Below are 23360 nucleotides of genomic sequence, written 5' to 3' on the forward strand. Positions count from 1 at the left end.
CGGAGATGATCGGTCATTGTGACCGCCGCTGGGGCTGTGGTTAGATACGCTCTGTCATTTTTGGGTGGTTCAGGCAGCACATTGGGGAGAGGGCAGTATGACTACGCACGCACTGGTCGGGGATGTCGGCGGCACTAACGCTCGTCTGGCACTTTGTTCGCTGGAAAACGGTGAGATCTCACTGGCCAAGACCTATTCCGGCTTAGAGTTCGATAGCTTGGAAGCAACAATCCGTACTTATCTGCAAGAACATAACGTTTCTGTCAAGGAAGCCTGTATCGCCATCGCTTGCCCCGTGACCGAAGATTGGGTGGCGATGACCAACCATTCTTGGGCATTTTCTATTACAGAGATGAAAAAGAATCTGGCGCTGGAAAAATTAGAAGTCATCAATGACTTTACTGCGGTATCGATGGCGATTCCGATGCTCAAACCTGAGCACCTGATGCAATTTGGCGGCAAAGAGCCGCAGAAGGATAAACCGATCGCTATTTACGGTGCGGGAACAGGGCTTGGCGTTGCACACCTGATCCATGCGGCCGATCGTTGGATCAGCTTGCCGGGCGAGGGGGGGCATGTCGATTTTGCAGCCAATAGCGAAGAGGAAGATATGATTCTGGAAGTGTTACGTCCAGAACTCGGTCATGTTTCCGCTGAGCGTATCCTTTCTGGACCGGGTTTAGTCAATCTATATCATGCGATTGTGAAATCTGACGGGCGTTTGCCGGAAAATTTAGCGCCAAAAGATGTGACTGAACGCGCGCTGGCTGACTCATGCACTGACTGCCGTCGAGCGCTGTCACTCTTTTGCGTCATCATGGGGCGTTTTGGCGGTAATTTGGCCTTGAATATGGCGACTTTTGGCGGCGTATATATCGCAGGGGGGATTGTTCCTCGTTTCCTTGAGTTCTTCAAGGCCTCAGGATTCCGCGCAGCCTTTGAAGACAAAGGTCGTTTCAAAGATTATGTGCATGATATTCCTGTGTATATGATTACGCATGATAACCCAGGCCTGCTGGGCGCAGGTGCACATTTGCGTCAAGAGTTGGGGATTAAACTTTAGCTTCTACCGGTGTGAATCATGCGATCGAAAAGCCTGCATAGTCATCCTATGCAGGCTTTTTTCGTTAGTCGTGGTAATCAGAAATAACGACGATCAGAAGTGTCTTTGGATGTATTGCTCTATTTTACTTTTTAAGTCCACCAGCTTAAGCGCTGGTGTTTTATGACACTCTTCAATCACCATTGGGGTGACGAATTCGTCAATCTGCCTTTCATCAACGTCATCATTACCTTGGTCATTTGGGTCGAGATTGCTTACCCAGAATACGACGGGGGTTTGTGCTTGTGTATCCAACGCCAAAAAGTCTTCGCAGGACATATGAACCGATGTGTTTTTGGACTCTTTTAGATCTGCGGTTTGCACCGCGCCCGCCGACGTATCGATGGGAATAACCATACTATTCTGTTGCTCACAACCTTCCACTGAGGTGGCATAAGCACAGGTCGTCGCCAGAAGTGCGCCAATAAGGGCAACTGCAAAAATGTTGTTATTCATCACTATTCTCTTGTCATACCACTGAGCTAATTGCTCATAAATCAATCAATAAATTACTGTGTTATTAGGTGGGTATAATAACTTGTGAAATTATTTTTTGTAACACAAATAATATATATCACTTAATTATTTTATCTGTTTAGAGATTAGCTCTATATGTGTAGTGATTTGGTCTAGTTGTAGGTGTCGGTGTAGATTTTTATTTTGAAAAAAAAGAGAGATTTCCTGTGAAATCTCTCCATTTATTGGGCATTTTCTGGCAAATATGCCAGTGTTAAAGTCGCATTAATTGTCTAAATGCTTTTATTTTTCCACGACTTACTGGGACTTCAAATTCAAGATCGGTAAGACGCAGTACATAGGTGTTATTGAACCAAGGGACGATTTCACGAATTTTTGAAAGGTTTACGCAGTACGAACGATGACAACGGAAAAACTTCTCCTCTGGCAGACGGTTACAGAATTCGGTGATATTCATCGGCATCACAAACTCTTCACGACGCGTAAAGACGCGCGTGACTTTTTCATCTGCGGCAGCGTAATAGATATCGTTGCACTCGGTGACAATGATCCGCTCGTCTTTAATCAAATTGATGGTTTTTGGCGCAGGACGCGTCACGGTATTGTTTTGAGTTAATTCCTGATCGCGCTGGTGGCTTGCTTCTAGCTTTTGCAGCATGGTAATGATGCGTGACTCATGGTAGGGCTTCAAAATGTAGTCAAACGCTTCTAACTCAAAAGCCTCAACCGCATGTTCTTTGTAGGCAGTAATGAAAATAATCTGCGGTTTACGCGCAAACTTGCTTAGGTTTTGCGCCAGCAAAACACCATCTAACGACGGGATATTAATGTCTAAGAAGATAGCGTCCACTTCGTTGTGTTGGAGATATTTTAAGACGTCGAGCCCATCGTCGAAGGTTCCAACGATCTGAATTTTGCTATGCGTACGGATTAAGTAGCTCAGTTCTTCCTGAGCTAAGAATTCATCTTCTACGATGATGGCTTTCATGGTGTATTAACCTCCTTGGGTTCTAGCACCGAGAGTTCGCTGTGCGTAGAAACGCTTGGGGTAATGTAAAAATAGATTTCAGTGCCGGGTTCAAGGCGGCGAATATGCAACCCATCCCCATAAAGGAGTTTGACACGCTGATGTACGTTCAACAGGCCAATTTTATTCCCTGGCATATCGCCGCGCTCGACGCGGTCAATCGTTTCTTGGCTGATTCCATTACCTGTATCTTTGATTGAAATCCGGATCCGGTTGTCTTTCTTTTTCACCGCAATTGCCACAACGCCCTTGCCACGGCATGGCTGAATGCCGTGAACAATCGCGTTTTCGACTAATGGCTGAATGAGTAGGCTGGGGATGGTTAAATCCACGTCGTCAATATCAAAAATGACGGTTAGCTTATTGCCGAAGCGCGCTTTTTCTATCGCGACATAGTCTTGTACCTGATGCAGTTCGCGTTTGATATCAATATGTTCGTCGTTGAGTTCAAGGTTGAATCGCAGATAGCTAGCCAAATTGATAATCAGTTGGCGAGCGGTGTCTGGATTAGTTCGAATCGAGGAAGAAATAGCGTTAAGCGCATTGAATAGAAAATGCGGATTAATCTTGCTTTGTAGGGCACGGAGTTCGGCTTTGTCAGCCATTTCACGCAGTTGTTCAATGCGTGAAACTTCAATTTGGGTAGAGATAATTTGTGATAGCCCCACAGCCATCACTTTCAATGAATAGGTAATTTTATGGGCGTGGCAGTAATAAATTTTTAGTGTGCCTGTCACTTCACCTTTTTCCCGAAGCGGGATGATGATTTGCGAATGGATCTGCGGTGTGCGGTGGGCTTCGTCGTTATTATTAATGGTAATGTCGCCGCGCTGGATGGTTTGGCGAGTGACATCGCTGATGAGCTCTTGTCCAATATTATATTGCTCTTGGCCGACGCCTACGTAGGCAAGAATGTTTTCTGTGTTGGTAATCGCGACCGCGTCGGCGTTGATATCATCCCGAATGATGCTACAGATCGTCATCAAAGAGTCATTATTGATATTACGGAAGTAGGGGAGGGTTTTGTTGGCAATATCGAGTGCCAATTTAGCCTGACGAGCGGCGATAACCTCTTTCTCATCCTCCACGCTCTGCACCAGTAAAACGATCAGGCCAATACAACCCGCGCCAAGGATCATGGGTAAACCGATATGCTCAACGATATCGATGCCTAACGGTTTGGAGTCGATAAAGACGATGATCAACAGCATGGTGAGGCTTTCGCACAGCATGCCCGCCAAAATACCGGCGCTCCAACGCTTTTCTTTGGCCACGCGTTGATGGATCCAAGCAGAAATAATACCGGCCACGATGCTGCTGATTAGGCATGGAATAGCCGTTACACCGTCCATATCGATGAGATAACGATGCACTCCAGCAATGACGCCGGTAATAATTCCCACCCACGGACCAAACAGTATCCCACCAGAAACCACGGCGATAATTCGCACGTTGATGAGCGCGCCTTCCACGCTGATGCCGTTATAAGTACTGAAAAGGGCAAAAGTGGTGAAGATCGCGGTGACCGCAGCCAATTCAATCCGAGTATGCTGCTCTTTTTGCAGCAGTTGGCGGAATAGGCGAATACGCGTCAGAAAGAAGATACAGATGAGCATCAGGGCGGCGCGTTCAAAAACCGCCAACAGCATGTTGAAATTTTCTTGCAAAATATTTTAAACCGAATCATTCATCGCATAGGTGAATGGCGATTATAGCCATAAAGTATCAGCGATGATAATCAACCAGAGCGGTAGCGCTGTTTAGATCTATGATGAGGAGGCAGAATTAGAAGAAGAGAACACAATCGATCTATCAAAGGAACAGAAGTACGATAGATCGATTGAGATGTGAAATCGCGACTAATTTTGTTCTTCCCATTCGTCGGAGGCCGCTTCGCCTTCTTCGGTGTCCAGCGGCGGCTCATATTGGAAGTCATCTTCGTCCCACTCATAGAGTGTGTTCTCGGTGATCCACTCTTCGCGAATTTCCACTTCGTCGTAGTCGTTATCGAAAATAGCCTGTGCAGCTTCGCCACTAAACATAGGCACGCCTTCACCGCCTTCATCTTCAGTGGCGTGAAACTCCGCTAACCACATAATCTCGCCATCTTGCATGACATATTTTTGCAGATTGAATTGTGCCACCTGCGATGCATCGTCACTATTCTCATGATCGGCCAGATAGGTTTCGCGGGCGGCGTCGATAGCTTCATCTAAGGTTAGATACATGTCCATGATGTTTCTCGCTATTGGTAGTGGTTATGAATTTTTCTATTTGAATATCTATTGTTGATTGTTTCTGTAAAGGTGCAAGAAAACGGCAAGATTTTTTTGCATTTCAAGATGGCAACAGAAGTGCCCAGCAATGACTTTGCTTACGCAGACTGCTAAGGTTCATTTCATGTTTTCATCAATATCGTTGGCTATCATGAAAGTCGTTATGCATGTCTCTGAATCAATGCACTGTATCTCTGCCTTTAATAACGCAACCAATCTACTCAAAGCCCGAAGCGGCGCGTTTACCGATATTCATATTATCTTCACGGGTTCGGCCATCAGTACACTGATTGCTGACAGCGACGAGTCGCCCAATTGGGAAGCCCTGCAGCAAGCTAACGTTGTTCTACTTGCATGTGAAAATGCCATGCGAGCGAATAACATAACGCTAGATAGACTATTGATGGGCGTAAATGCAGTTCCTGCCGGAATATTGGCATTGGTAGAGCACCAAGAAAATGGTTATTTCTACATCAAACCTTAAAACGTATCCCCGTAGCCGCACCGGTTTCTGAAAACGACCGGTGTGGATTGGCTTGCTCATGTTGAGTTAAGCGTTTTAGGGTTCCGTTATCACACCCGTGGTCAATCAGAATTATGGATAAAAAAGCGTCTTCCTGCGCTATATCGCGATGTTTGAAACCATTGCGCTAATTTTATTCAGTGAAATTTTTAGCCGATTGAATTAGCTCTCTATTAGGGATACTCCTAAAAACACTTAATGTAACATTTTGATTTTAAATGTTAATTTAATTATTACCTGCGGCAGGTATAATTAAAACCAATTCTGCCTTGTCGTTAGCCTTATTAGGTTGTTGTCGGCGGGGTGAGTGATCCATTACTATGCTGTCCAATAAACCAATTTATAACTGAGTTCTTCGTTTCGTAGAGCACCATCAGGGGGGTATGTGCTAACACATTTATTAATCACCCGGCCCAAGGTTCGCGCTTTAACAGGGCTGGCAGCATCGGTATTTCTGATGCTCGCAACAACACAGGCATGGGCGTTTTCGCTAGATGATGTTGCAAAAAAAGCACAATCTCTGGCAGGGGAGTCCTTCAAGGCGCCTAAAAGCAATCTGCCATCAGAGTTTCGTGAGATGAAGTTTGCTGATTACCAGCAAATTCAATTCAATCATGACAAACCCTATTGGAATAACCTCAAGACTCCATTTAAGTTAGAGTTTTACCATCAGGGAATGTATTTCGATACACCAGTCAAAATCAACGAAGTGACAGCAACGTCCGTTCGTCAGATCAAATACAACCCAGATTACTTTAATTTTGGTTCTGTCAAACACGACCCTGAAGCTGTGAAAGATTTAGGTTTTGCCGGTTTCAAAGTGGTTTATCCGATCAATCAGGCGGGTAAAAACGATGAAATAATGAGCATGCTGGGGGCCAGCTACTTCCGCGTGGTGGGGAAAGGTCAGGTTTATGGTCTTTCTGCCCGTGGTTTAGCCATTGATACCGCGCTGCCTTCTGGTGAAGAGTTCCCGCGTTTCCGTGAGTTCTGGATCGAACGTCCAAAGGCCAAAGATAAGCATTTAGTGATTTATGCGCTGCTGGATTCTCCGCGTGCTACGGGTGCCTATCGCATGATTGTAACGCCGGGGACAGATACTGTGGTTGACGTTCAGTCTCGCGTTTATCTGCGTGATAAAGTCGGCGTGCTGGGTATGGCTCCGCTGACCAGCATGTATTTGTTCGGTTCTAACCAACCGTCAAGCAACGTGAACTATCGTCCACAGCTGCATGATTCTGAAGGTTTGTCGATTCATGCCGGTAATGGTGAATGGATCTGGCGTCCTCTGAACAATCCTAAGCATCTGTCCGTAAGTACCTTCAGCGTTGAAAACCCTAAAGGTTTCGGCCTGCTGCAACGTACTCGTGATTTCTCCCAGTATGAAGATCTGGACGATCGTTACGATCTGCGTCCGGGAGCTTGGGTTGAGCCACGTGGCGTTTGGGGCAAAGGTAAAGTTGAACTGGTAGAAATTCCAACTGCGGATGAGACCAATGACAATATCGTTGCGTTCTGGATCCCTGCCAGCCTGCCAGAAGTCGGAAAACCAATTAATCTGGATTACCGTCTACACTTCACTCGTGACGAAGCAAAACTTCATGATCCTGCGTTAGCGTGGGTAAAACAGACAATGCGCTCAACTGGCGACGTGAAACAGTCCAACCTGATCCGTGAACCCGACGGTACGACGGCGCTGATTGTTGACTTCGTTGGCCCGGCATTGAAAGCGTTGACGCCAGATGCTCCTGTGACTACTCAGGTGACGACGGATGACAACACTAAACTGGTACAGAATGATTTGCGTTACAACCCGGTAACCGGCGGCTGGCGTTTGACGCTGCGCTTCAACGTTATCGACAACAAAAAACCGGTTGAGATGCGCGCTTATCTGGTTAAAGAAGATAAACCGCTGAGTGAAACCTGGAGCTATCAGTTACCTGCCAATGAATAAGTCTACTGAGAATGCTGATGCCTATTTGAAGGCACTGGCGATGAGCGCGGAGCAAGAAGCCGCGCTCAGGCAGTAAATGGCCGCATCACAGGAAATTTCTGTTGATGCGGTGCATAGGTCGCTGGCCTCAGACGATGTTCAACTGTCGGATTTAGAGGCGCAAGATGCGCCTCTTTGTTCAGTTGAATCGCGTCTGGAAATGGGCTGGTCGGATACGCTGGAAGAAAAAGCATTGCTAACAAAAGATGCGGCAGGACGTACTGCGATCAAAGCAATGCCGGTGATTAAGCGTACGTCGATGTTCCCTGAAAAGTGGCGCACTAACCCAGTGGGTCGCATGTGGGATAGTCTCCTAGGCAGAACCCAGCCGCCTAAGCACCAGTTTAAAACCGCAGCAGAAGCTGAGGCGGATAAACGCTGGCGTAAAGTGGGCTCAATGCGCCGTTGGGTGTTGTTGATCTTGATGCTGACCCAAACCGTGATCGCAACGTGGTACATGAAAACCATTTTGCCTTATCAGGGCTGGGATCTGATCGATCCGCTGTCAATGTTTGATAAGCCATTGATGCAGTCAGTGTTGGAATTGCTGCCTTATGTATTGCAGTCGGGCATTTTGGTGCTATTTGCCATTCTGTTCTGCTGGGTATCGGCGGGATTCTGGACGGCGCTGATGGGCTTCCTTCAGCTATTGATCGGACGGGATAAATACAGCATTTCCGCGACGACGGTGGGGGATGAAGCATTAAATCCGAACCATCGCACGGCGCTCATTATGCCGATTTGCAATGAAGACGTATCGCGTGTATTTGCGGGTCTGCGTGCTACCTACGAATCTGTTGTGGCGACAGGGCAAATTGAGCATTTTGATATCTTTGTTCTGAGCGACAGCTACGATCCTGATATCTGCGTCGCTGAGCAAAAAGCGTGGATGGAAATCTGCAAAGAAGTCGGTGGCGAAGGGCGTATTTTTTATCGCCGCCGCCGTCGCCGCGTAAAACGCAAATCCGGCAACATCGACGATTTCTGCCGTCGCTGGGGCGGAGAATACAGCTACATGGTTATTCTCGACGCCGACAGCGTGATGAGCGGAGATTGTTTAACCAATCTGGTTCGTCTGATGGAAGCCAATCCAAGCGCAGGGATTATTCAATCCGCACCAAAGGCTACCGGTATGGATACGCTGTATGCGCGTATTCAGCAGTTTGCTACGCGCGTGTACGGGCCGCTCTTTACGGCGGGCTTACATTTCTGGCAGTTGGGCGAGTCTCACTACTGGGGCCATAACGCGATTATCCGCGTTAAACCGTTTATCGAACATTGTGCGCTGGCACCGTTGCCGGGTAATGGCACCTTCGCGGGTTCTATTCTGTCGCATGACTTCGTTGAAGCTGCGCTGATGCGCCGTGCGGGCTGGGGCGTATGGATCGCCTACGATTTGCCTGGCTCCTATGAAGAACTTCCGCCAAACCTACTGGATGAGTTAAAACGTGACCGCCGTTGGTGTCAGGGTAACCTGATGAACTTCCGTCTGTTCCTCGTCAAAGGGATGCATCCGGTTCACCGTGCGGTGTTCCTGACAGGGGTGATGTCGTACCTCTCTGCGCCGCTGTGGTTTATGTTCTTGGTGCTCTCGACGGCGTTGCAGGTGGTGCATACGCTGATGGAGCCGCAATACTTCTTGCAGCCACGTCAGCTATTCCCGGTTTGGCCGCAGTGGCGACCTGAACTGGCAATTGCATTGTTCTCAACCACGTTGGTGTTGTTGTTCCTACCCAAGCTGCTTAGTGTGGTGCTTATTTGGGCTAAAGGTGCGAAAGAGTATGGTGGTTCATTCCGCCTGCTGATTTCTATGCTGCTGGAGATGTTGTTCTCCGTGTTGCTAGCGCCGGTGCGCATGATCTTCCATACGGTGTTTGTGGTAAGTGCATTCCTCGGCTGGTCAATTACTTGGCAGTCTCCTCAGCGTGACGATGATGCTACGCCGTGGAGCGAAGCTTTCCGTCGTCATGGTTCGCAATGTTTGCTCGGTCTTATTTGGGCCGGTGGCGTTGCGATACTGGATCTTCGCTTCCTATGGTGGCTGTCTCCGATCGTCGTATCGTTGATCCTGTCACCGATCGTGTCGGTTATCACTAGCCGCCGTACTCTTGGCGTGAAGTGCAAGCGAGCCAAGATCTTCCTGATCCCAGAGGAGTATTCACCTCCGGTTGAGATGGTGGCGACTGAGCGCTACGTTGAAATGAATAACCAGCGTGAACTCGATCATGGATTTTTACGTGCGGTGTTTGATCCGTCATACAACGCCTTAGCCACGGCGATGGCAACGGCGCGTCACCACGCACACGCAGCGATCTCCAAGGCTCGTGAAGAGCGAGTTGAGAAAGCACTGAGTGGAGCACCACAGGATCTCAGCCGCGATGAGCGTTTAGCGCTGTTAAGCGATCCTGTGACGCTGGCTCGTCTGCATCAGCTTGTGTGGAATGCGCCAGATCGCTATCCGCAATGGACTCAGGCTTACCAGGCATTGAAACCTGCGGCTTAGTGGTTGATTGAGCTAAAATGTAAAAAGGGCATTTGCTTTGGCAAATGCCCTTTTTTTATCTTCAATTCCCGTTAAGGATGAGTTGCTCGATGTGGCGGGTAGTACAAAATGTCCTGCTGTAGCATAAAGCGTGACGTGATGGATTTCGTTTCGCCTAGGTAGTCGAAGCTGATGATTTCCTGCTTTTCTGATAGCACGCAGTTGCTGCTGTTATCCCATTTCTGACACTCGGTAATGTAGGTGACATGCGGTGTTTTTGTTGTGGAGCTGAGATCTTTACCATTGTCGGTAAATGTAGAAACGGAGTCATTGTCATTTTTGATCACTTTCTCTAATCGGCCATCAGGTCGATAAAGATAGACGCCAAATCCTGGATTGTGTCCCACGGCGACATAAAAACGCACCAGATCGTCAGGCGTATAGAAATAATATTGGTTAGTGATCCCAATCGTTTTGTCACCGGCTTCAACTTCTGTGACTTTCACGATCCGTCCGCGCTCATCGGTTTTATAAGCGCTAATCAACTGCGAAACGTCCTGCTCGTCGTTGGTCTGAACGGCAACCACGCTGCGACTCATCCAGCCAATATCATCAGGGACTAATCGACTTTCCCAAACAGGGTTAGGTCCGTAGCTTTGACTCGCCGTGTTTATTTGTCCATTACGGGCAAATTCGATGCTGATATCGCGCAAAGTATCTTGGCTTTCCGGGCCAATAACGTACTGATGGTAGCTTTTGGCTGGGCCAATAATATCCCCTTCCATCAAGATAATATTGTTGGAGCGCACAATGTGCTGACTACTGGGAAGCGGCAGAGTGGCCATGGCACTCGACTGAGATAAAATGACGGAAAGTAGCGTAGCAGCAGTGAGTAGGATCTCTGGGTGCCGCATTCAGGCTCCTTGTGGCGGTAGAATTGGAGAGATAACTCTATTGATAATACACCACGTGCGACATAGAAGGAGGACTGAATGGGCTGCTCTGTAATAATTCACACTGCATACGTGGTGGCCAGGAAAAATTTAAAGGCGATTGGCGATTTCTATCAGGTTTCCGTCTGGATCGCGTAGATAAATAGAGTGAATTTTTCCCGTCGCACCGGTTCGAGTGACCGGCCCTTCAATTACCTCAACGCCGCATCCAATAACCCAAAGAACAGCTTCTTGCACCGGTTGAGACGTGATAAAGCATAAATCAGCGCTACCCGGTGTTGGGTGTTTGGCGTGTGGGCGGAAGGGCGCTTTGGCCGCGTGGAGATTGATTTTTTGCTCACCGAATTTCAGGGCGGTTCGACCTTCAGCGCCGAATGTTTCGACTTCCATTCCTAGCACCTGCTGATAGAACTGTACGGATTTGTTGATATCAGCGACGGTGAGAACTAAATGATCCAACGTGGAGAGTCTTAGCATAGGTGGCTCCGCATAATGAAAAAATCAGAGAGATAATAGCGTTCAATAAATCGATGGATAAAACGTTTCGGAGCCACCATAACGTTTTATCTTTATAATATTCAACAAATATGCAACAGCTAGGAGCACTGACCAGATCGGCTATGCGTTACCACAAACTTCGCAGGTCGGGTTCTTCGCAAGTTTCATGGTTCGCCATTGCGAGCTCATCGCGTCATACATCATTATCTGCCCGTGCGGGATACGACCAAAGTGACTCAGTAGTTTGATGGCCTCCATCGCCTGAGTTGCACCAATGATCCCGACGAGAGGAGACATCACGCCAGCCTCGACGCAGGTCAGTGCATTAGTACCAAATAAGCGGCTGAGGCAGCGATAGCAAGGCTCATTCTCCTGATAGGTGAATACGCTAACTTGGCCTTCCATACGGATAGCTGCACCGGATACCAGCGGTTTACGTTGGCTAAAGCACAGACGGTTGAGCCGATCGCGGATATCCACATTATCTGTGCAATCAAGAACCACATCTGATTTTTCAATCAGCGCAGCCAAAGCCACATCGTCAAGCACAGCATGAATAGGATGAAGCTGCGTATGGGGATTAACCACGCGCAGCGACTGAGCCGCGGATTCAACTTTCGCCATGCCAATGCGCGCATCGCTATGCAGAATTTGACGTTGCAGATTTGACAGAGATACGGTGTCGAAGTCGACCAGCGTTAGCGTTCCCACTCCAGCAGCCGCCAGATATTGGCTAGCAGGGCAGCCTAAGCCGCCCAATCCGATGATCAGCGCATGTGACGCTTTGAGTTTTTCTTGTCCATCAAAATCAAAACCACGCAGGACGATTTGACGGTTATAGCGCATCATCTCTGCGTCACTTAGCTCTTCTGGTGAGGACACGGGTACCTCTGGCGTCATAGTTAGAATCTCAACAGTGGATTAAACAACTCAACATCGACCAGCTCACCTGCTTCAACCGATCCGCGTTCGCGTTCTAACACGATAAAAGCGTTTCCAAGGGTGAATGAACTAAATACGTGCGAGCCTTGATGGCCCGTGGTGCGAACTTCCAGTTCACCTTGTGCATTAGCGCTCACGATGCCACGTTGAAAATCGAGACGTCCTGGGGATTTTTTCAGAGGCGTCATCGCCTTAGCTTTCAAACGCGCCGGAGCCTGCCAGCTTTTATCGCCAGAAAGATGGGCGATGAGCGGTTGCACGAGCTGATAGAAAGTCACGACTGCCGAAACAGGGTTGCCTGGTAAACCGCAGAACAGCGCACGGTTAAGCTGACCAAAAGCAAAAGGTTTACCCGGCTTCATTGCCAGTTTCCAAAAGCTGATTTTGCCTACTTCATCTAAAATCTGTTTGGTGAAATCGGCTTCCCCCACGGATACGCCACCGCTACTAATCAGCAGGTCTGCTTGCAGGTCGCCCGCTTTGAAGGCTTCACGTAATGCCTGCGGGTCGTCGCGGATAATACCTAAATCGATGATGTCGCAGTTCATTTGCTCTAACATCAAGCGAACGGCAAAACGGTTGGTATCGTAGATTTGCCCCTCCTGCAACGGAGTACCGACAGGCTGTAGCTCATCTCCGGTAGAAAATAGAGCCACTTTTAGTCTACGTACAACCTGCAGACGAGCTATTCCTAAAGACGCCAATAAGGGTAATTCTGCCGTTCCCAAGCGCACACCTGCAGCCAGAACTTCGGCACCCTGTTGGATATCTTCACCTGCCAAGCGAATATTCTGTCCCTGCTGTGGCATGACGGTGAAGCGTACACCTTGTTCAGACACTTCAGCCTGTTCTTGCATAATCACCGCATCCGCTCCCGCGGGGACTGGCGCTCCCGTCATAATGCGGATAGCAGTTCCTGATGGCCATTCGCCACTAAACGGTGAACCAGCAAATGCCTTTCCCGCGATCGTAAGAACCGCATCGGGAGTCACATCTTGTAAACGTACGGCATATCCATCCATTGCGGAGTTAGCAAATGGTGGCACATTGATTGGGGAAATGACTGGCTGAGCAGTGATGCGGCCTGCTGCCTCAGTAAGTGCAATGTCTTCACGCTCGGTAATGGCAGAGGTTTGGGTCAGTAATTTGTTTAGCGCTTGTTCAATAGAGATTAAATCAGATGTGTTGTAGCAATCCATCGGTTAGCTCCGTGGCAGGTTTCCCGACAGCCATTCTCAGCTCTAGGGCGGTCAATAATAGGCGTATTATGGCAGAAATCAGCGGAAGGGAGAACGCCTGCTTGTCCGGCGCTGAAAGTAAAAATCTCTTCGATATCAATACAGATATGAATAACCATAATTAGCTATTTATTCTAAAAAATAATCACTGCCATTATTTATAAGTCATTTGCATGAATTGTTAGAAAACGGTATGGGCATATATAGTGATATAACATCATGTTCGCGCATATCGATCCAAACGGTCTAAGGAATACATGGTAGCTATTTTACTGAGGGTTTCGGTAAAAATGCTTTGATATCTATCTATTAAACTGATTCTTAAGATGAAAATGGTGATTTATATTTTTTTGTCGAAAGCTAAAATAAGGAGGTTCAAAGTGAAATTGCATTCATGGCGATACCTATTCAAAGAGACGAATTCAATAGAGGAACCGCCAATACCTTGGCTTACGTAACGTTTTCTTACCAATAAAAATGACAGATTCTATAATAATAAGACTTTTACGGATAAAAATGGGAATGTTCCCTAAACGAACTGGGTTAAAATGAACTGGAATTAAAGCAATGAGATGACGATATGAATACTCACTTGGTTGAACATACTGTTTTTAAACCCAGCGAACAAATAGACAGAATTATCAGCTTGCTCAAACAGCAGCCTTTTTATCGGCAGTATCATTTTGCCAAGGGCAAGCACTTATCAGAACACGGAATCTGGGGCGGACAGCATGTTTTGATTATAGAACAAGGCAGTGTCAGTATTCAGAGAGTCAGTTCTGGAAAAATGATGGCAATCTGTGAAGCGCCTAATATGATCGGGATAGGGGAATTATTATTAAATCAGCGGTTTCATGAAGTTGTGGCAGAGACTGATATTGTGATGGCCTATGCGCCTTATGATGATTTTGTGCTTTTTTTACGTGAAAATCATTTGTGGAAAGATATCTGTTATGTGCTTAGTGCGCATGCTCAGGTGCTTTATTCGCGTTTGGCCAACACAGACAGTCGCCGAGCTTACGATATTGTAAAAACCTATCTTATCGAGCTTGAATTTATGTCGCCTGACTTTCGTCAGTCAATTGCAGTATGGAAATATCTGCAAAATCTCACCGTACTTTCTCGTAGTGCCATCATGAGCATTTTGTCTGAGTTACGTAATCAGAAATGTATCGAGATGAAAGATGGAAAGTTGATAAAGATAAATCGATTACCTGATGAGCTTATTGCACAACAAGTACAGGAGAAAAAATAATGGAGGAACCACAACTGGCTGTTAAGAAAGCTATTTTACGTATTGTGGATGTACTAAGTACTTTACCTAATGTGGTTCATGAGCAGTTAAAGGCGGGGAAACGCTATGCTTTTGAAGACTATGGTACATCATCAGGTGTTTTGATTATTAAAAGTGGTTCTTTCTCAGTATACCGCAGGCGTAGCGATCTGTTCTTAGGGACGATTAGTGCCCCCAATGTGACTAGCTTTAGTGAGGCGCTGTATAACAACTCGTTCCATTATATTAAAGCGGATGAAGCATGCGAGGCTATATTAGTTTATCCCGATGATTTTATTCAAGCCGCAGAGGATTTTGATCTGTGGGAAGATATTTGTTTAGTGCTTAGCACAAATCTCATTTCAATTTTTGTCGAGCAGAATCTCAATGTCGCTGATACCGCTTATGAGGTCGTCAAAAATTATTTGCTCGAACTTGCTGATATGGATGATGCTGAACGATATAAATATAATGTTGCTAACTATATCGTTGAGCGAAGCGCTTTATCCCGTAGTGCAGTGATGGCGATTCTTTCCGACCTGCGTAAAGGGGAGTTCATCAAGATGCAGCGTGCAAAGTTGATTTCTGTGGGTAAATTGCCGAAGGGGTATTAAAAATGGCCGCAGGTGCGACCATTTCTGCTCGTACACTTTTCTATTGCGCTAAACCAAGGTGCTGTGCGTGGAAACGCAGATGATCTTCGATAAAAGTCGCAATGGTGTAATAACTATGATCGTAGCCGGGCTGAATGCGCAGCGTTAGCGGCCAATCGTGCTGACGAGCCAGTTCGGCGAGTTTAGCGGGTTGTAGCTGATCGGCGAGAAACTGATCGTCGTCGCCTTGATCAATTAAGATCGGGAATGACGGTTTACACTGGGCGATCAAATAGCAGCTGTCATAACTTTGCCAAAGCGATGGGTCTTCCCCCAAATAAGCCGCAAAGGCTTTGCGTCCCCAAGGCACCTGCGTTGGATTCACAATAGGTGCAAAAGCAGAGACTGACAGATAGTGCTGCGGATTACGTAATGCCAGTGCTAGAGCCCCGTGGCCGCCCATCGAGTGGCCGCTAATTGACTGCTTATCGCCCACGTTGAAGTGATTACGAATTAGCTCTGGCAACTCCTGTGTAATGTAATCATCCATACGATAGTGGCTATTCCACGGCGACTGGGTAGCATTCAGATAAAAGCCCGCGCCTTGCCCGAGATCGTAGCCCACATCGTTAGGCACCTCGTTGCCGCGTGGGCTGGTGTCTGGGATCACTAAGGCTAGGCCTAGCTCAGAGGCGATCCGCTGAGCGCCCGCTTTGGTAGAGAAGTTTTCGTCATTACAAGTGAGGCCTGATAGCCAGTACAGCACCGGTGGCGGGGCATCGTCAGCGGTAGGCGGTAAATAAATACTAAATGTCATCAGGCAGTTCAGTGCGTCAGAAGCATGTCGATAACGCTGCTGCCAGCCATTAAACAGGCGATGTTCTTCCAGTAGTTCAAGCGAATCCACGGCGTTCTCCTTATCCTTGATACTTGGAGCTGCCTTCGTATAAGCGCAACCCCAATTATTATGGCTAAAACGGCTCTTAACTATTCACTTGTCCTAGCGGTCAAAATGAATGACGGTACGAATGGATTTACCTTCATGCATCAGATCGAAAGCATCATTGATCTCATCCAAACTCATGGTGTGCGTAATGAAGTCATTGAGGGCGAATTCGCCATCCATATAACGCTGTACAATGCCCGGTAGCTGAGTACGTCCTTTTACACCGCCGAAAGCGGAGCCTCGCCATACGCGACCCGTCACCAGTTGGAATGGACGGGTAGAGATTTCTTCTCCCGCGCCAGCCACGCCGATAATCACCGACTCTCCCCAGCCTTTATGACAGCACTCGAGCGCAGAACGCATGACGTCAACGTTGCCGATACACTCAAAGGAGAAATCGACGCCGCCGTCAGTTAATTCAACAATAACCTGCTGGATTGGCTTGTCGTAGTCTTTTGGGTTGATAACGTCAGTCGCCCCTAGCTTTTTCGCCAGTTCGAATTTATCGGTGTTGATATCAATCCCGATGATGCGCCCCGCACCGGCCATTTTGGCACCGATAATGGCTGATAAACCAATGCCGCCTAAGCCGAAGACGGCGACGCTATCACCGGCTTTCACTTTAGCGGTGTTGACTACGGCACCCATGCCGGTGGTGACGCCACAGCCTAGCAGGCAGACTTCTTCCAGTGGTGCTTCTTTGCTGATTTTTGCCAAAGAGATTTCAGGTAAAACCGTGTATTCCGAGAAGGTAGAGGTGCCCATATAGTGGAAAATAGGTTTACCGTTTTTGGAGAAGCGAGTCGTTCCATCCGGCATCAACCCTTTACCCTGTGTTTCACGAATGGCTTGGCACAGATTGGTTTTACCAGACAAACAGAATTTACATTTACCGCACTCCGGCGTGTACAGCGGAATGACATGATCGCCTACCGCCACGCTGGTGACGCCTTCACCGATGGCTTCGACAATGCCAGCGCCTTCATGGCCGAGAATGGCCGGAAAAACGCCTTCAGGATCTTTTCCCGATAGGGTATAGGCATCGGTATGACACACGCCGCTCGCGACAATGCGCACCAACACTTCACCTTTTTGGGGTGGCATCAAATCAACTTCTTCGATAGTCAGTGGCTGATTTGGCCCCCAAGCGACGGCAGCGCGAGTTTTAATCATTTGCATGGTGTGCTCCTGGTTCTTCTTGATGTAAGACGATAGCGGGTTCTGACACGGTTATTTCGGCGTGTTCAGATTCATTTTGTTCTTCAACGCTTTCTTGAATGCGCTCTTGCTCAATGATTTGCATCTTAAGCTCACGGACGTTAGGACTGAACGCGTCACGGCGCCAGATTAGCCGCGTAGCCGTTTGTGCAATGCTGTCAGGCAAGGTATGAACGGCGACACGTTCGTGGCCGGGCAGCAGTGAGAGCACCGAGCGTGGGATCATCGCGATACCGGCGCCGCTGGCGGCGCAGGCTAACATCGCATGATATGACTGAATTTCCATGATGGCTCCGGGAACGGCGCCATCCTGCTGAAACCAAGACTCAAAGCGGAGTCGGTATGAGCAGCTAGGGCGAAAGGCGAACAGCGTCTCATCTGCAACGTCCTTCGCACGGGTAATCGGCGGATGCTCTAAGCTTGAAATCACCACCATTTCTTCGCGAAAAGCAATGCAACCGTTAAGTTCATCATGATTGATCGGTCCATCAGCCAATCCTGCAGATAAGGTACCCGCACGTACTTTTTCGATAATTTCGCCTGACGTGCCGGTAACCAGTGAAAGGGCAACCTGAGGAAAGTTTTGATGATAGGCCGCAAGTAACGCGGGTAGTCGCGTGGCGGCGGTACTCTCCATAGATCCCAGCGCAAAGTTACCTGCGGGCTCACCGGCATGAGTGATGCTCATGGCTTCGTCGCTCAGTGCCAAAATGCGTTTGGCATAGTTGAGAAAATTGTGTCCCATCGGTGAAAGGCGTAAACGCTGTTTTTCACGGATGAACAAATCCGTGCCGAGCTCTTGCTCTAGCTGGCGTAGACGGGTGGTGAGATTCGAGGGAACGCGATGAAGCAACTCTGCTGCGCGAGCAACCGAGCCAGTTTCAGCTACGCTACAAAACATGCGGAGTTGAGTAAGATCCATTGTCGTTCTCATATCGTGAATAACTTGGTTATCATTATTCACTTTTTGTGACTTATTTGGCAAGGCAATATAACAACAATAATTTATTTAAAAAATCTCTGACTTGAATAAGTGAGAGAGGGAGATCCTGCAATGGCAGTGCGTATCGCGTTAAGTGGCTTTTTAGCCTTGGTTGTTGCAATGGGGATAGGGCGGTTTGCCTTTACGCCTCAGGTTCCATTGATGATTGCCGAGCATCAGTTTTCTTTGACCGGCGCTGGATTAGTTGCCGCACTCAATTATCTGGGGTACTTAGCGGGTGCCTTTGATGCCATGCGCGCTAGCCGCAGCGTAGAGCGCCGCTTACAGCTAGGGCTATGGGGGGCCGTTGTGTTAACGCTCTTGTCGGCCTGTGTGAGTGGTTTTTGGTGGCACAGCCTAATCCGCTTTGCCATTGGTTGGGCCAGCGGTTGGGCGATGGTGCTCGTCGCCGCGTGGACCAATGAACGCTTGGCGCATTTTGGTAAACCTAATTTAGCCGCCGCAGTGTTTGCTGGGCCGGGGGCAGGAATTTTTATCAGTGGAATATTATCCGTCGCTATTAGCGCACTTCATCTCGATGCGGCGCAAGCGTGGCTGGTCTATGGCGTTTTGGCTCTGGTGCTGATCGCTGCGGTGGCGCGTTTTCTGCCTAAAGCGGGAGAGCTACATCGTCCTGATGTGCCTGCCGAGCCGCTAGTACTAACACCCGCATTGAAACGCTTGGTCTGGAGCTACAGTTTGGCCGGATTTGGTTATATTCTCCCCGCCACGTTTTTATCGCAGATGGCGCATGCGCGTTTTCCTGCGAGCCTGTTTGCCCAGTTTGTCTGGCCGGTGTTTGGTTTTTCGGCGGTCGTGGGGATTGGTTTGGGGATCCTGACGCGCCGTTGGCTACTGACCCAGCAGCGTTTGGCGCTCGTGCTGTGGATTCAGGCGCTCGGTATCGTGTTCAGCGAAACCGTTCCCGGCGTTAGCGGCTTGGTTCTCGGGGCGCTGCTCACCGGCGGTGGTTTTCTGTGCGTGGTACAACTTTCGCTGCAATATGGGCGTGAACTGGCACCGGCGCATATCCGCTACATGGCGGGACTACTCACGACCGGCTATGCGGTGGGGCAGCTCGTTGGCCCTATGCTGTCCGCATTATCAACGTCGCTCACGCATCGCTTAGAGCCCGCATTGTATATTGCTGCAATAGGTTTAATCGTTGCTGGAGGTTTAGTTTTCCGCGTGCAACCCGCGCTCAGTGCGAAAACAGAGCGGGCTGAGCCTTAACTAAATGACAGTTTTTCATGTGTCCCTGAAAGAGTATCACTGGATAAAGCTTTCACTCTCCACTAAAGTGTTGGCAAAATTCTGAACTTGATCTACATCACGTAGTGCTCAGAATTAAGATCACCTGCAGGAGAAAATTGATGTCATTGCTAAGCAAAGAAGCAGCTCAGGTTCATGCGGCGTTAGAAGCTCGTGGTCTGGAGACCCCGCTCCGGGGCGAAGTGTTAGATCGTGAAACGCGCAAGCAGCGTATCAAAGAGCACATGACGGAAATCATGCAGTTGCTCAATCTGGATTTAACGGACGACAGTCTGGCAGAGACGCCGCACCGTATTGCAAAAATGTACGTAGATGAGATTTTCTCCGGCCTCGATTATGCGAATTTCCCGAAGATTACCGTTATCGAAAATAAGATGAAAGTGGATGAAATGGTCACGGTGCGTGATATCACACTGACCAGCACCTGCGAACATCACTTTGTCACTATTGATGGCAAGGCTACCGTGGCGTATATCCCAAAAGATTGCGTTATTGGTCTGTCCAAAATCAATCGTATCGTACAGTTTTTCGCGCAACGCCCACAGGTACAAGAGCGTTTAACCCAGCAGATTCTGGTTGCTTTGCAAACGCTGCTGGGTACCAATAATGTTGCGGTATCGATTGATGCCACGCATTATTGTGTGAAAGCTCGCGGAGTCAGAGATGCGACTAGCGCGACAACGACGACATCGTTGGGTGGGCTGTTTAAGTCTAGCCAAAACACGCGTCAGGAATTTTTGCGGGCGGTACGCCATCACGGGTAAATGAATCTGTGACCCGAAGTGATACAGCGCCGGCCATGTGCCGGCGTTTTTGTCTGAGATGAACACTCTTTATAGGAATCGCCGCTATGTTGCAGCGTTTGCAAGCCTTTGAGTCCAATGCGGTGACCAAATCTACGCAGCTTAAATCGCGTATTGGTACGCTGGATTTTGCGCGTGGATTGGCGATTCTTTTTATTCTTTTGATGAATATCACCGGCTTTGGTTTACCGAAGGCCGCTTATCTCAACCCTGCCTATAACGGATTACCTGACGGTGCAGACACCTTAACGTGGGGCATATTGCACATTTTTGTGCAGGGCAAATTTTTAGCTATGTTTGCTTTTCTGTTCGGCGCGGGGCTACAGCTGCTGATGCCGAAAGGAAAGCATTGGCTGCGAGCTCGTTTATCTTGGCTAGTTTTGTTTGGCTTGGTTCATGCCATTTTCTTTTGGGATGGCGATATTTTGCTCGCTTACGGGCTCATTGGCTTAATCAGTTGGCGCATGATCCGCGACGCGAGCTCTACATTGCAGCTGTTGCGTACCGGTTTGGTGTTGTATGCCATAGGGCTTGGGTTATTGCTGTTGCTTGGGCTAATTGCCGGACCTGAGCCGAGCTCATTTTGGCTGCCCGGCTACGCGGCGATTCAGTATGAAGAGATTTGGAAAATTCACGGCGGATGGGAAGCTTGGCGTAATCGCAGTGATTTGCTCAGCGCGAACCTAATGGCGTTAGCGGTGCAATACGGCTGGCAGCTTGCCGGCCTGATGTTAACGGGCGCAGCGCTGATACGCAGCGGCTGGTTGAGCGGTAATTTCAGCCAGCGGCACTATCGCCGCACGGCATTGTGGTCACTGCTGGTGGGGCTAAGTATTCAGATCCCCACAACGCTGGCGCAGTGGCTGAACGGTTGGGAATATCATGTTAGTGGCTATTTGCTTCAGGTACCCTGCGAGCTTTCAGCACCGCTAATGATGATAGGCTATGTATCGCTGATTTATGGGTTTTGGCCGCAGCTCTCTCGCTTGAAAATTGCCTATGCGCTGCGTCAGGTCGGACGTATGGCACTGAGTAACTATCTGCTACAAACGTTGCTGTGCACTACGCTGTTTTATCACCTTGGGATGTTCAATCAGTGGTCGAGAAGTACATTGCTCTGGGTGGTGCCTGCGGTATGGCTAATTAATATTCTGTTCTCGCTATTCTGGCTAAGTCACTTCAAACAAGGGCCGGTTGAATGGCTGTGGCGCAAGCTTACTGCGCTGGGTTCTCGCACTATTCAGCAAAAGTAGCCTTTAGAGATACCCCAAAAGGCGTGGCAAACAGGAAAGGTTAACGAAATGTATGAAAACGTTTTCTTTCCTGTGACATATTTCACGCAGCGATGATGAAAAACTGAGTAGCATAGCGCGGTCACACTATGTGCGTGCTTTCGACTCAGGGATCTCTATGAACGCTATTCTTCGTCCTGCACCATTCTGTTTTGCTTTTCTCTTTTCTCTTCTCCGCCACGAGCGTCGGGCATGATTACCATCCGTGACGTGGCGCGGCTGGCCGGAGTATCGGTCGCGACGGTTTCGCGAGTCTTGAACAATACGGCCATAACGACGGCTGAAACCAAAGCGGTTGTGCAGAGTGCGGTGGCTGAGTTGGGCTATCGGCCTAATGCCAATGCGCAGGCGTTAGCAACCCAAAGCAGCGATATGCTCGGTGTTGTGGTGATGGATGTATCAGATCCGTTTTTTGGCGCATTAGTCAAAGGCGTGGATGAGGTCGCGCAGCGCGAGCGTAAAAATTTACTGATTGCTAACAGCTACCACGATGCAGACAAAGAGCGTAAGGCCATAGAAATGCTGATCCGCCAGCGGTGCAATGCATTGATTGTTCACGCAAAAATGTTGTCTGATGAAGAGTTAGTGGCCTTTATGCATCAGGTGCCAGGTATGGTGCTGATTAATCGGATTGTGCCAGGCTATGAGCACCGCTGTGTAGGGCTCAACAATCAGGCGGGTGGGCAAATGGCGACCCAATTATTGCTGGATAAAGGCCATCGCCGCGTCGGATTTTTGGGTTCTAATCATGATATTGAAGATCAAAGAATGCGGCAGAAGGGCTATGAAATGGCTCTACATTCCGCGGGAATTGATGGTAGCAAGGCTTGGTATGCCTATGCTTCGCCCGATTTACAGGGAGGAGAGGTGGCGATGGTTGAGTTGTTGGGGCGCAACCAGCAGCTCAGCGCGGTTTTTGCCTATAACGACGCCATGGCCGCTGGCGCATTGGCGGTGCTGAAAGAAAATGGCATCTCCATCCCTGAGCAGTTCTCTATCGTTGGATTCGATGATATTCCTATCGCGCGTTACACCAGCCCAAAATTGACTACGATACGCTATCCTATTGTTTCTATGGCAACTTTGGCTACTGAGCTGGCGCTTCAATCCGTGCACCAAACGCCGCTTTCCCCTGAAGGGCACTGTTTTATGCCGACGCTGGTACAACGTTGGAGCGTGGGTTCTCGATAATTGTGGCATAGCTCACTTTGTCAGCAGATTGCACCATGTAACCGTTTTCAATTTGTGAGTTTATTCACAGATAATTAACATAATCGTGTCTATTCTTGTGGCGTTTTCACTGTCATAGATACCTTCCATACGTGTAAACCGCCCTAGTGCTCTAGGTTTTTCGGGCGTCAAACCTAGAGCATGAGGATTATTCTAAATGTAAAAAATATGTTTTGTTTTTTGGTTCGCGTGGGTGTCTGTTTTATTGCCGCAGCGACGGTGGAAGCGAGAAATAAATGA

The 23360-nt window shown here is 48.4% G+C and carries 20 protein-coding genes and 1 pseudogene; 10 read left to right on the forward strand and 11 right to left on the reverse strand.

Annotation, left to right across the window (positions count from 1 at the left end):
* Positions 1 to 97: 97 nt before the first annotated feature.
* Positions 98 to 1063 (forward strand): glucokinase, encoded by a 966-nt coding sequence (gene glk / locus HMPREF3091_RS15200; protein WP_070716772.1) that lies wholly within the window; start codon positions 98 to 100, stop codon positions 1061 to 1063.
* A gap of 93 nt (positions 1064 to 1156) precedes the next feature.
* Here glk and HMPREF3091_RS15205 read toward each other — a convergent pair whose 3' ends face one another.
* The 4 genes from HMPREF3091_RS15205 to HMPREF3091_RS15220 all read right to left on the reverse strand — a co-directional run bounded on the left by HMPREF3091_RS15205 (position 1157) and on the right by HMPREF3091_RS15220 (position 4840).
* Complete coding sequence (locus tag HMPREF3091_RS15205) at positions 1157 to 1558, reverse strand: HdeA/HdeB family chaperone (RefSeq protein ID WP_070716774.1); 402 nt, start codon at positions 1556 to 1558, stop codon at positions 1157 to 1159.
* Positions 1559 to 1832: 274 nt separating this feature from the next.
* The gene (locus HMPREF3091_RS15210) at positions 1833 to 2567 is read right to left on the reverse strand and encodes a LytR/AlgR family response regulator transcription factor (RefSeq protein ID WP_004096133.1); all 735 of its coding nucleotides are present in this window, start codon (positions 2565 to 2567) and stop codon (positions 1833 to 1835) included.
* Positions 2564 to 4255 (reverse strand): sensor histidine kinase, encoded by a 1692-nt coding sequence (locus HMPREF3091_RS15215; RefSeq protein WP_004096131.1) that lies wholly within the window; start codon positions 4253 to 4255, stop codon positions 2564 to 2566. The genes HMPREF3091_RS15210 and HMPREF3091_RS15215 overlap by 4 nt, the downstream gene beginning before the upstream one ends.
* Before the next feature lie 210 nt (positions 4256 to 4465).
* Positions 4466 to 4840 (reverse strand): MysB family protein, encoded by a 375-nt coding sequence (locus HMPREF3091_RS15220; RefSeq protein ID WP_004096129.1) that lies wholly within the window; start codon positions 4838 to 4840, stop codon positions 4466 to 4468.
* A gap of 166 nt (positions 4841 to 5006) precedes the next feature.
* Here HMPREF3091_RS15220 and HMPREF3091_RS15225 point away from each other — a divergent pair, with 166 nt between their 5' ends.
* From HMPREF3091_RS15225 to mdoH, 3 genes and pseudogenes are all read left to right on the forward strand, one after another.
* A complete protein-coding gene (locus HMPREF3091_RS15225; RefSeq protein WP_246839998.1) occupies positions 5007 to 5366 on the forward strand; it encodes a DsrE family protein in 360 nt (119 codons plus the stop codon).
* A 496-nt stretch (positions 5367 to 5862) separates the two neighbouring features.
* Positions 5863 to 7359, forward strand: a complete 1497-nt coding sequence (locus HMPREF3091_RS15230; RefSeq protein ID WP_004096126.1) for a glucan biosynthesis protein G — start codon at positions 5863 to 5865, stop codon at positions 7357 to 7359.
* Positions 7352 to 9901, forward strand: a pseudogene (gene mdoH, locus HMPREF3091_RS15235) (glucans biosynthesis glucosyltransferase MdoH). The gene HMPREF3091_RS15230 and the pseudogene mdoH overlap by 8 nt, the downstream one beginning before the upstream one ends.
* A gap of 71 nt (positions 9902 to 9972) precedes the next feature.
* On the opposite strand, the gene HMPREF3091_RS22260 reads toward mdoH, so the two are convergent.
* The 4 genes from HMPREF3091_RS22260 to moeA form a co-directional block, all read right to left on the reverse strand.
* Complete coding sequence (locus HMPREF3091_RS22260) at positions 9973 to 10794, reverse strand: hypothetical protein (protein ID WP_083321438.1); 822 nt, start codon at positions 10792 to 10794, stop codon at positions 9973 to 9975.
* 129 nt (positions 10795 to 10923) lie between these two features.
* The gene (locus tag HMPREF3091_RS15245; protein WP_070716777.1) at positions 10924 to 11310 is read right to left on the reverse strand and encodes a VOC family protein; all 387 of its coding nucleotides are present in this window, start codon (positions 11308 to 11310) and stop codon (positions 10924 to 10926) included.
* A gap of 141 nt (positions 11311 to 11451) precedes the next feature.
* A complete protein-coding gene (gene moeB, locus HMPREF3091_RS15250; protein ID WP_070716780.1) occupies positions 11452 to 12231 on the reverse strand; it encodes a molybdopterin-synthase adenylyltransferase MoeB in 780 nt (259 codons plus the stop codon).
* 2 nt (positions 12232 to 12233) lie between these two features.
* Complete coding sequence (moeA, locus tag HMPREF3091_RS15255) at positions 12234 to 13472, reverse strand: molybdopterin molybdotransferase MoeA (protein ID WP_070716783.1); 1239 nt, start codon at positions 13470 to 13472, stop codon at positions 12234 to 12236.
* A gap of 619 nt (positions 13473 to 14091) precedes the next feature.
* Between moeA and HMPREF3091_RS15260 the strand changes: the two genes are divergently transcribed.
* Together HMPREF3091_RS15260 and HMPREF3091_RS15265 are read left to right on the forward strand one after the other, a co-directional pair.
* Positions 14092 to 14766, forward strand: a complete 675-nt coding sequence (locus HMPREF3091_RS15260; RefSeq protein ID WP_004096112.1) for a helix-turn-helix domain-containing protein — start codon at positions 14092 to 14094, stop codon at positions 14764 to 14766.
* Positions 14766 to 15398: a helix-turn-helix domain-containing protein gene (locus tag HMPREF3091_RS15265; RefSeq protein WP_004096110.1), complete on the forward strand. Its 633-nt coding sequence runs from the start codon at positions 14766 to 14768 to the stop codon at positions 15396 to 15398. Before HMPREF3091_RS15260 ends, HMPREF3091_RS15265 begins: the two co-directional genes overlap by 1 nt.
* 40 nt (positions 15399 to 15438) lie before the next feature.
* Here HMPREF3091_RS15265 and fghA read toward each other — a convergent pair whose 3' ends face one another.
* The 3 genes from fghA to HMPREF3091_RS15280 all read right to left on the reverse strand — a co-directional run bounded on the left by fghA (position 15439) and on the right by HMPREF3091_RS15280 (position 18463).
* Positions 15439 to 16284 (reverse strand): S-formylglutathione hydrolase, encoded by an 846-nt coding sequence (gene fghA / locus HMPREF3091_RS15270; protein ID WP_070716785.1) that lies wholly within the window; start codon positions 16282 to 16284, stop codon positions 15439 to 15441.
* A gap of 93 nt (positions 16285 to 16377) precedes the next feature.
* Positions 16378 to 17502 carry an S-(hydroxymethyl)glutathione dehydrogenase/class III alcohol dehydrogenase gene (locus tag HMPREF3091_RS15275; RefSeq protein ID WP_004096108.1) on the reverse strand — a complete coding sequence of 375 codons (1125 nt, stop codon included), beginning with the start codon at positions 17500 to 17502 and terminating at the stop codon, positions 16378 to 16380.
* Positions 17489 to 18463, reverse strand: coding sequence for a putrescine utilization regulator PtrR (locus HMPREF3091_RS15280; RefSeq protein WP_070716786.1), 975 nt, complete (start codon positions 18461 to 18463; stop codon positions 17489 to 17491). The genes HMPREF3091_RS15275 and HMPREF3091_RS15280 overlap by 14 nt, the downstream gene beginning before the upstream one ends.
* Before the next feature lie 132 nt (positions 18464 to 18595).
* Here HMPREF3091_RS15280 and HMPREF3091_RS15285 point away from each other — a divergent pair, with 132 nt between their 5' ends.
* The 4 genes from HMPREF3091_RS15285 (at position 18596) to galS (ending at position 23081) form a co-directional block, all read left to right on the forward strand.
* Positions 18596 to 19756, forward strand: a complete 1161-nt coding sequence (locus tag HMPREF3091_RS15285; protein ID WP_070716789.1) for a YbfB/YjiJ family MFS transporter — start codon at positions 18596 to 18598, stop codon at positions 19754 to 19756.
* 140 nt (positions 19757 to 19896) lie between these two features.
* Positions 19897 to 20559 (forward strand): GTP cyclohydrolase I FolE, encoded by a 663-nt coding sequence (gene folE, locus HMPREF3091_RS15290; RefSeq protein ID WP_004096103.1) that lies wholly within the window; start codon positions 19897 to 19899, stop codon positions 20557 to 20559.
* Between the two features lie 86 nt (positions 20560 to 20645).
* The gene (gene yeiB, locus HMPREF3091_RS15295; RefSeq protein WP_256385889.1) at positions 20646 to 21851 is read left to right on the forward strand and encodes a DUF418 domain-containing protein YeiB; all 1206 of its coding nucleotides are present in this window, start codon (positions 20646 to 20648) and stop codon (positions 21849 to 21851) included.
* A gap of 231 nt (positions 21852 to 22082) precedes the next feature.
* A complete protein-coding gene (gene galS, locus HMPREF3091_RS15300) occupies positions 22083 to 23081 on the forward strand; it encodes an HTH-type transcriptional regulator GalS (protein ID WP_070716791.1) in 999 nt (332 codons plus the stop codon).
* Positions 23082 to 23360: the final 279 nt, after the last annotated feature.

Source organism: Hafnia sp. HMSC23F03, from assembly GCF_001816025.1.
Lineage (GTDB): Bacteria > Pseudomonadota > Gammaproteobacteria > Enterobacterales > Enterobacteriaceae > Hafnia > Hafnia paralvei.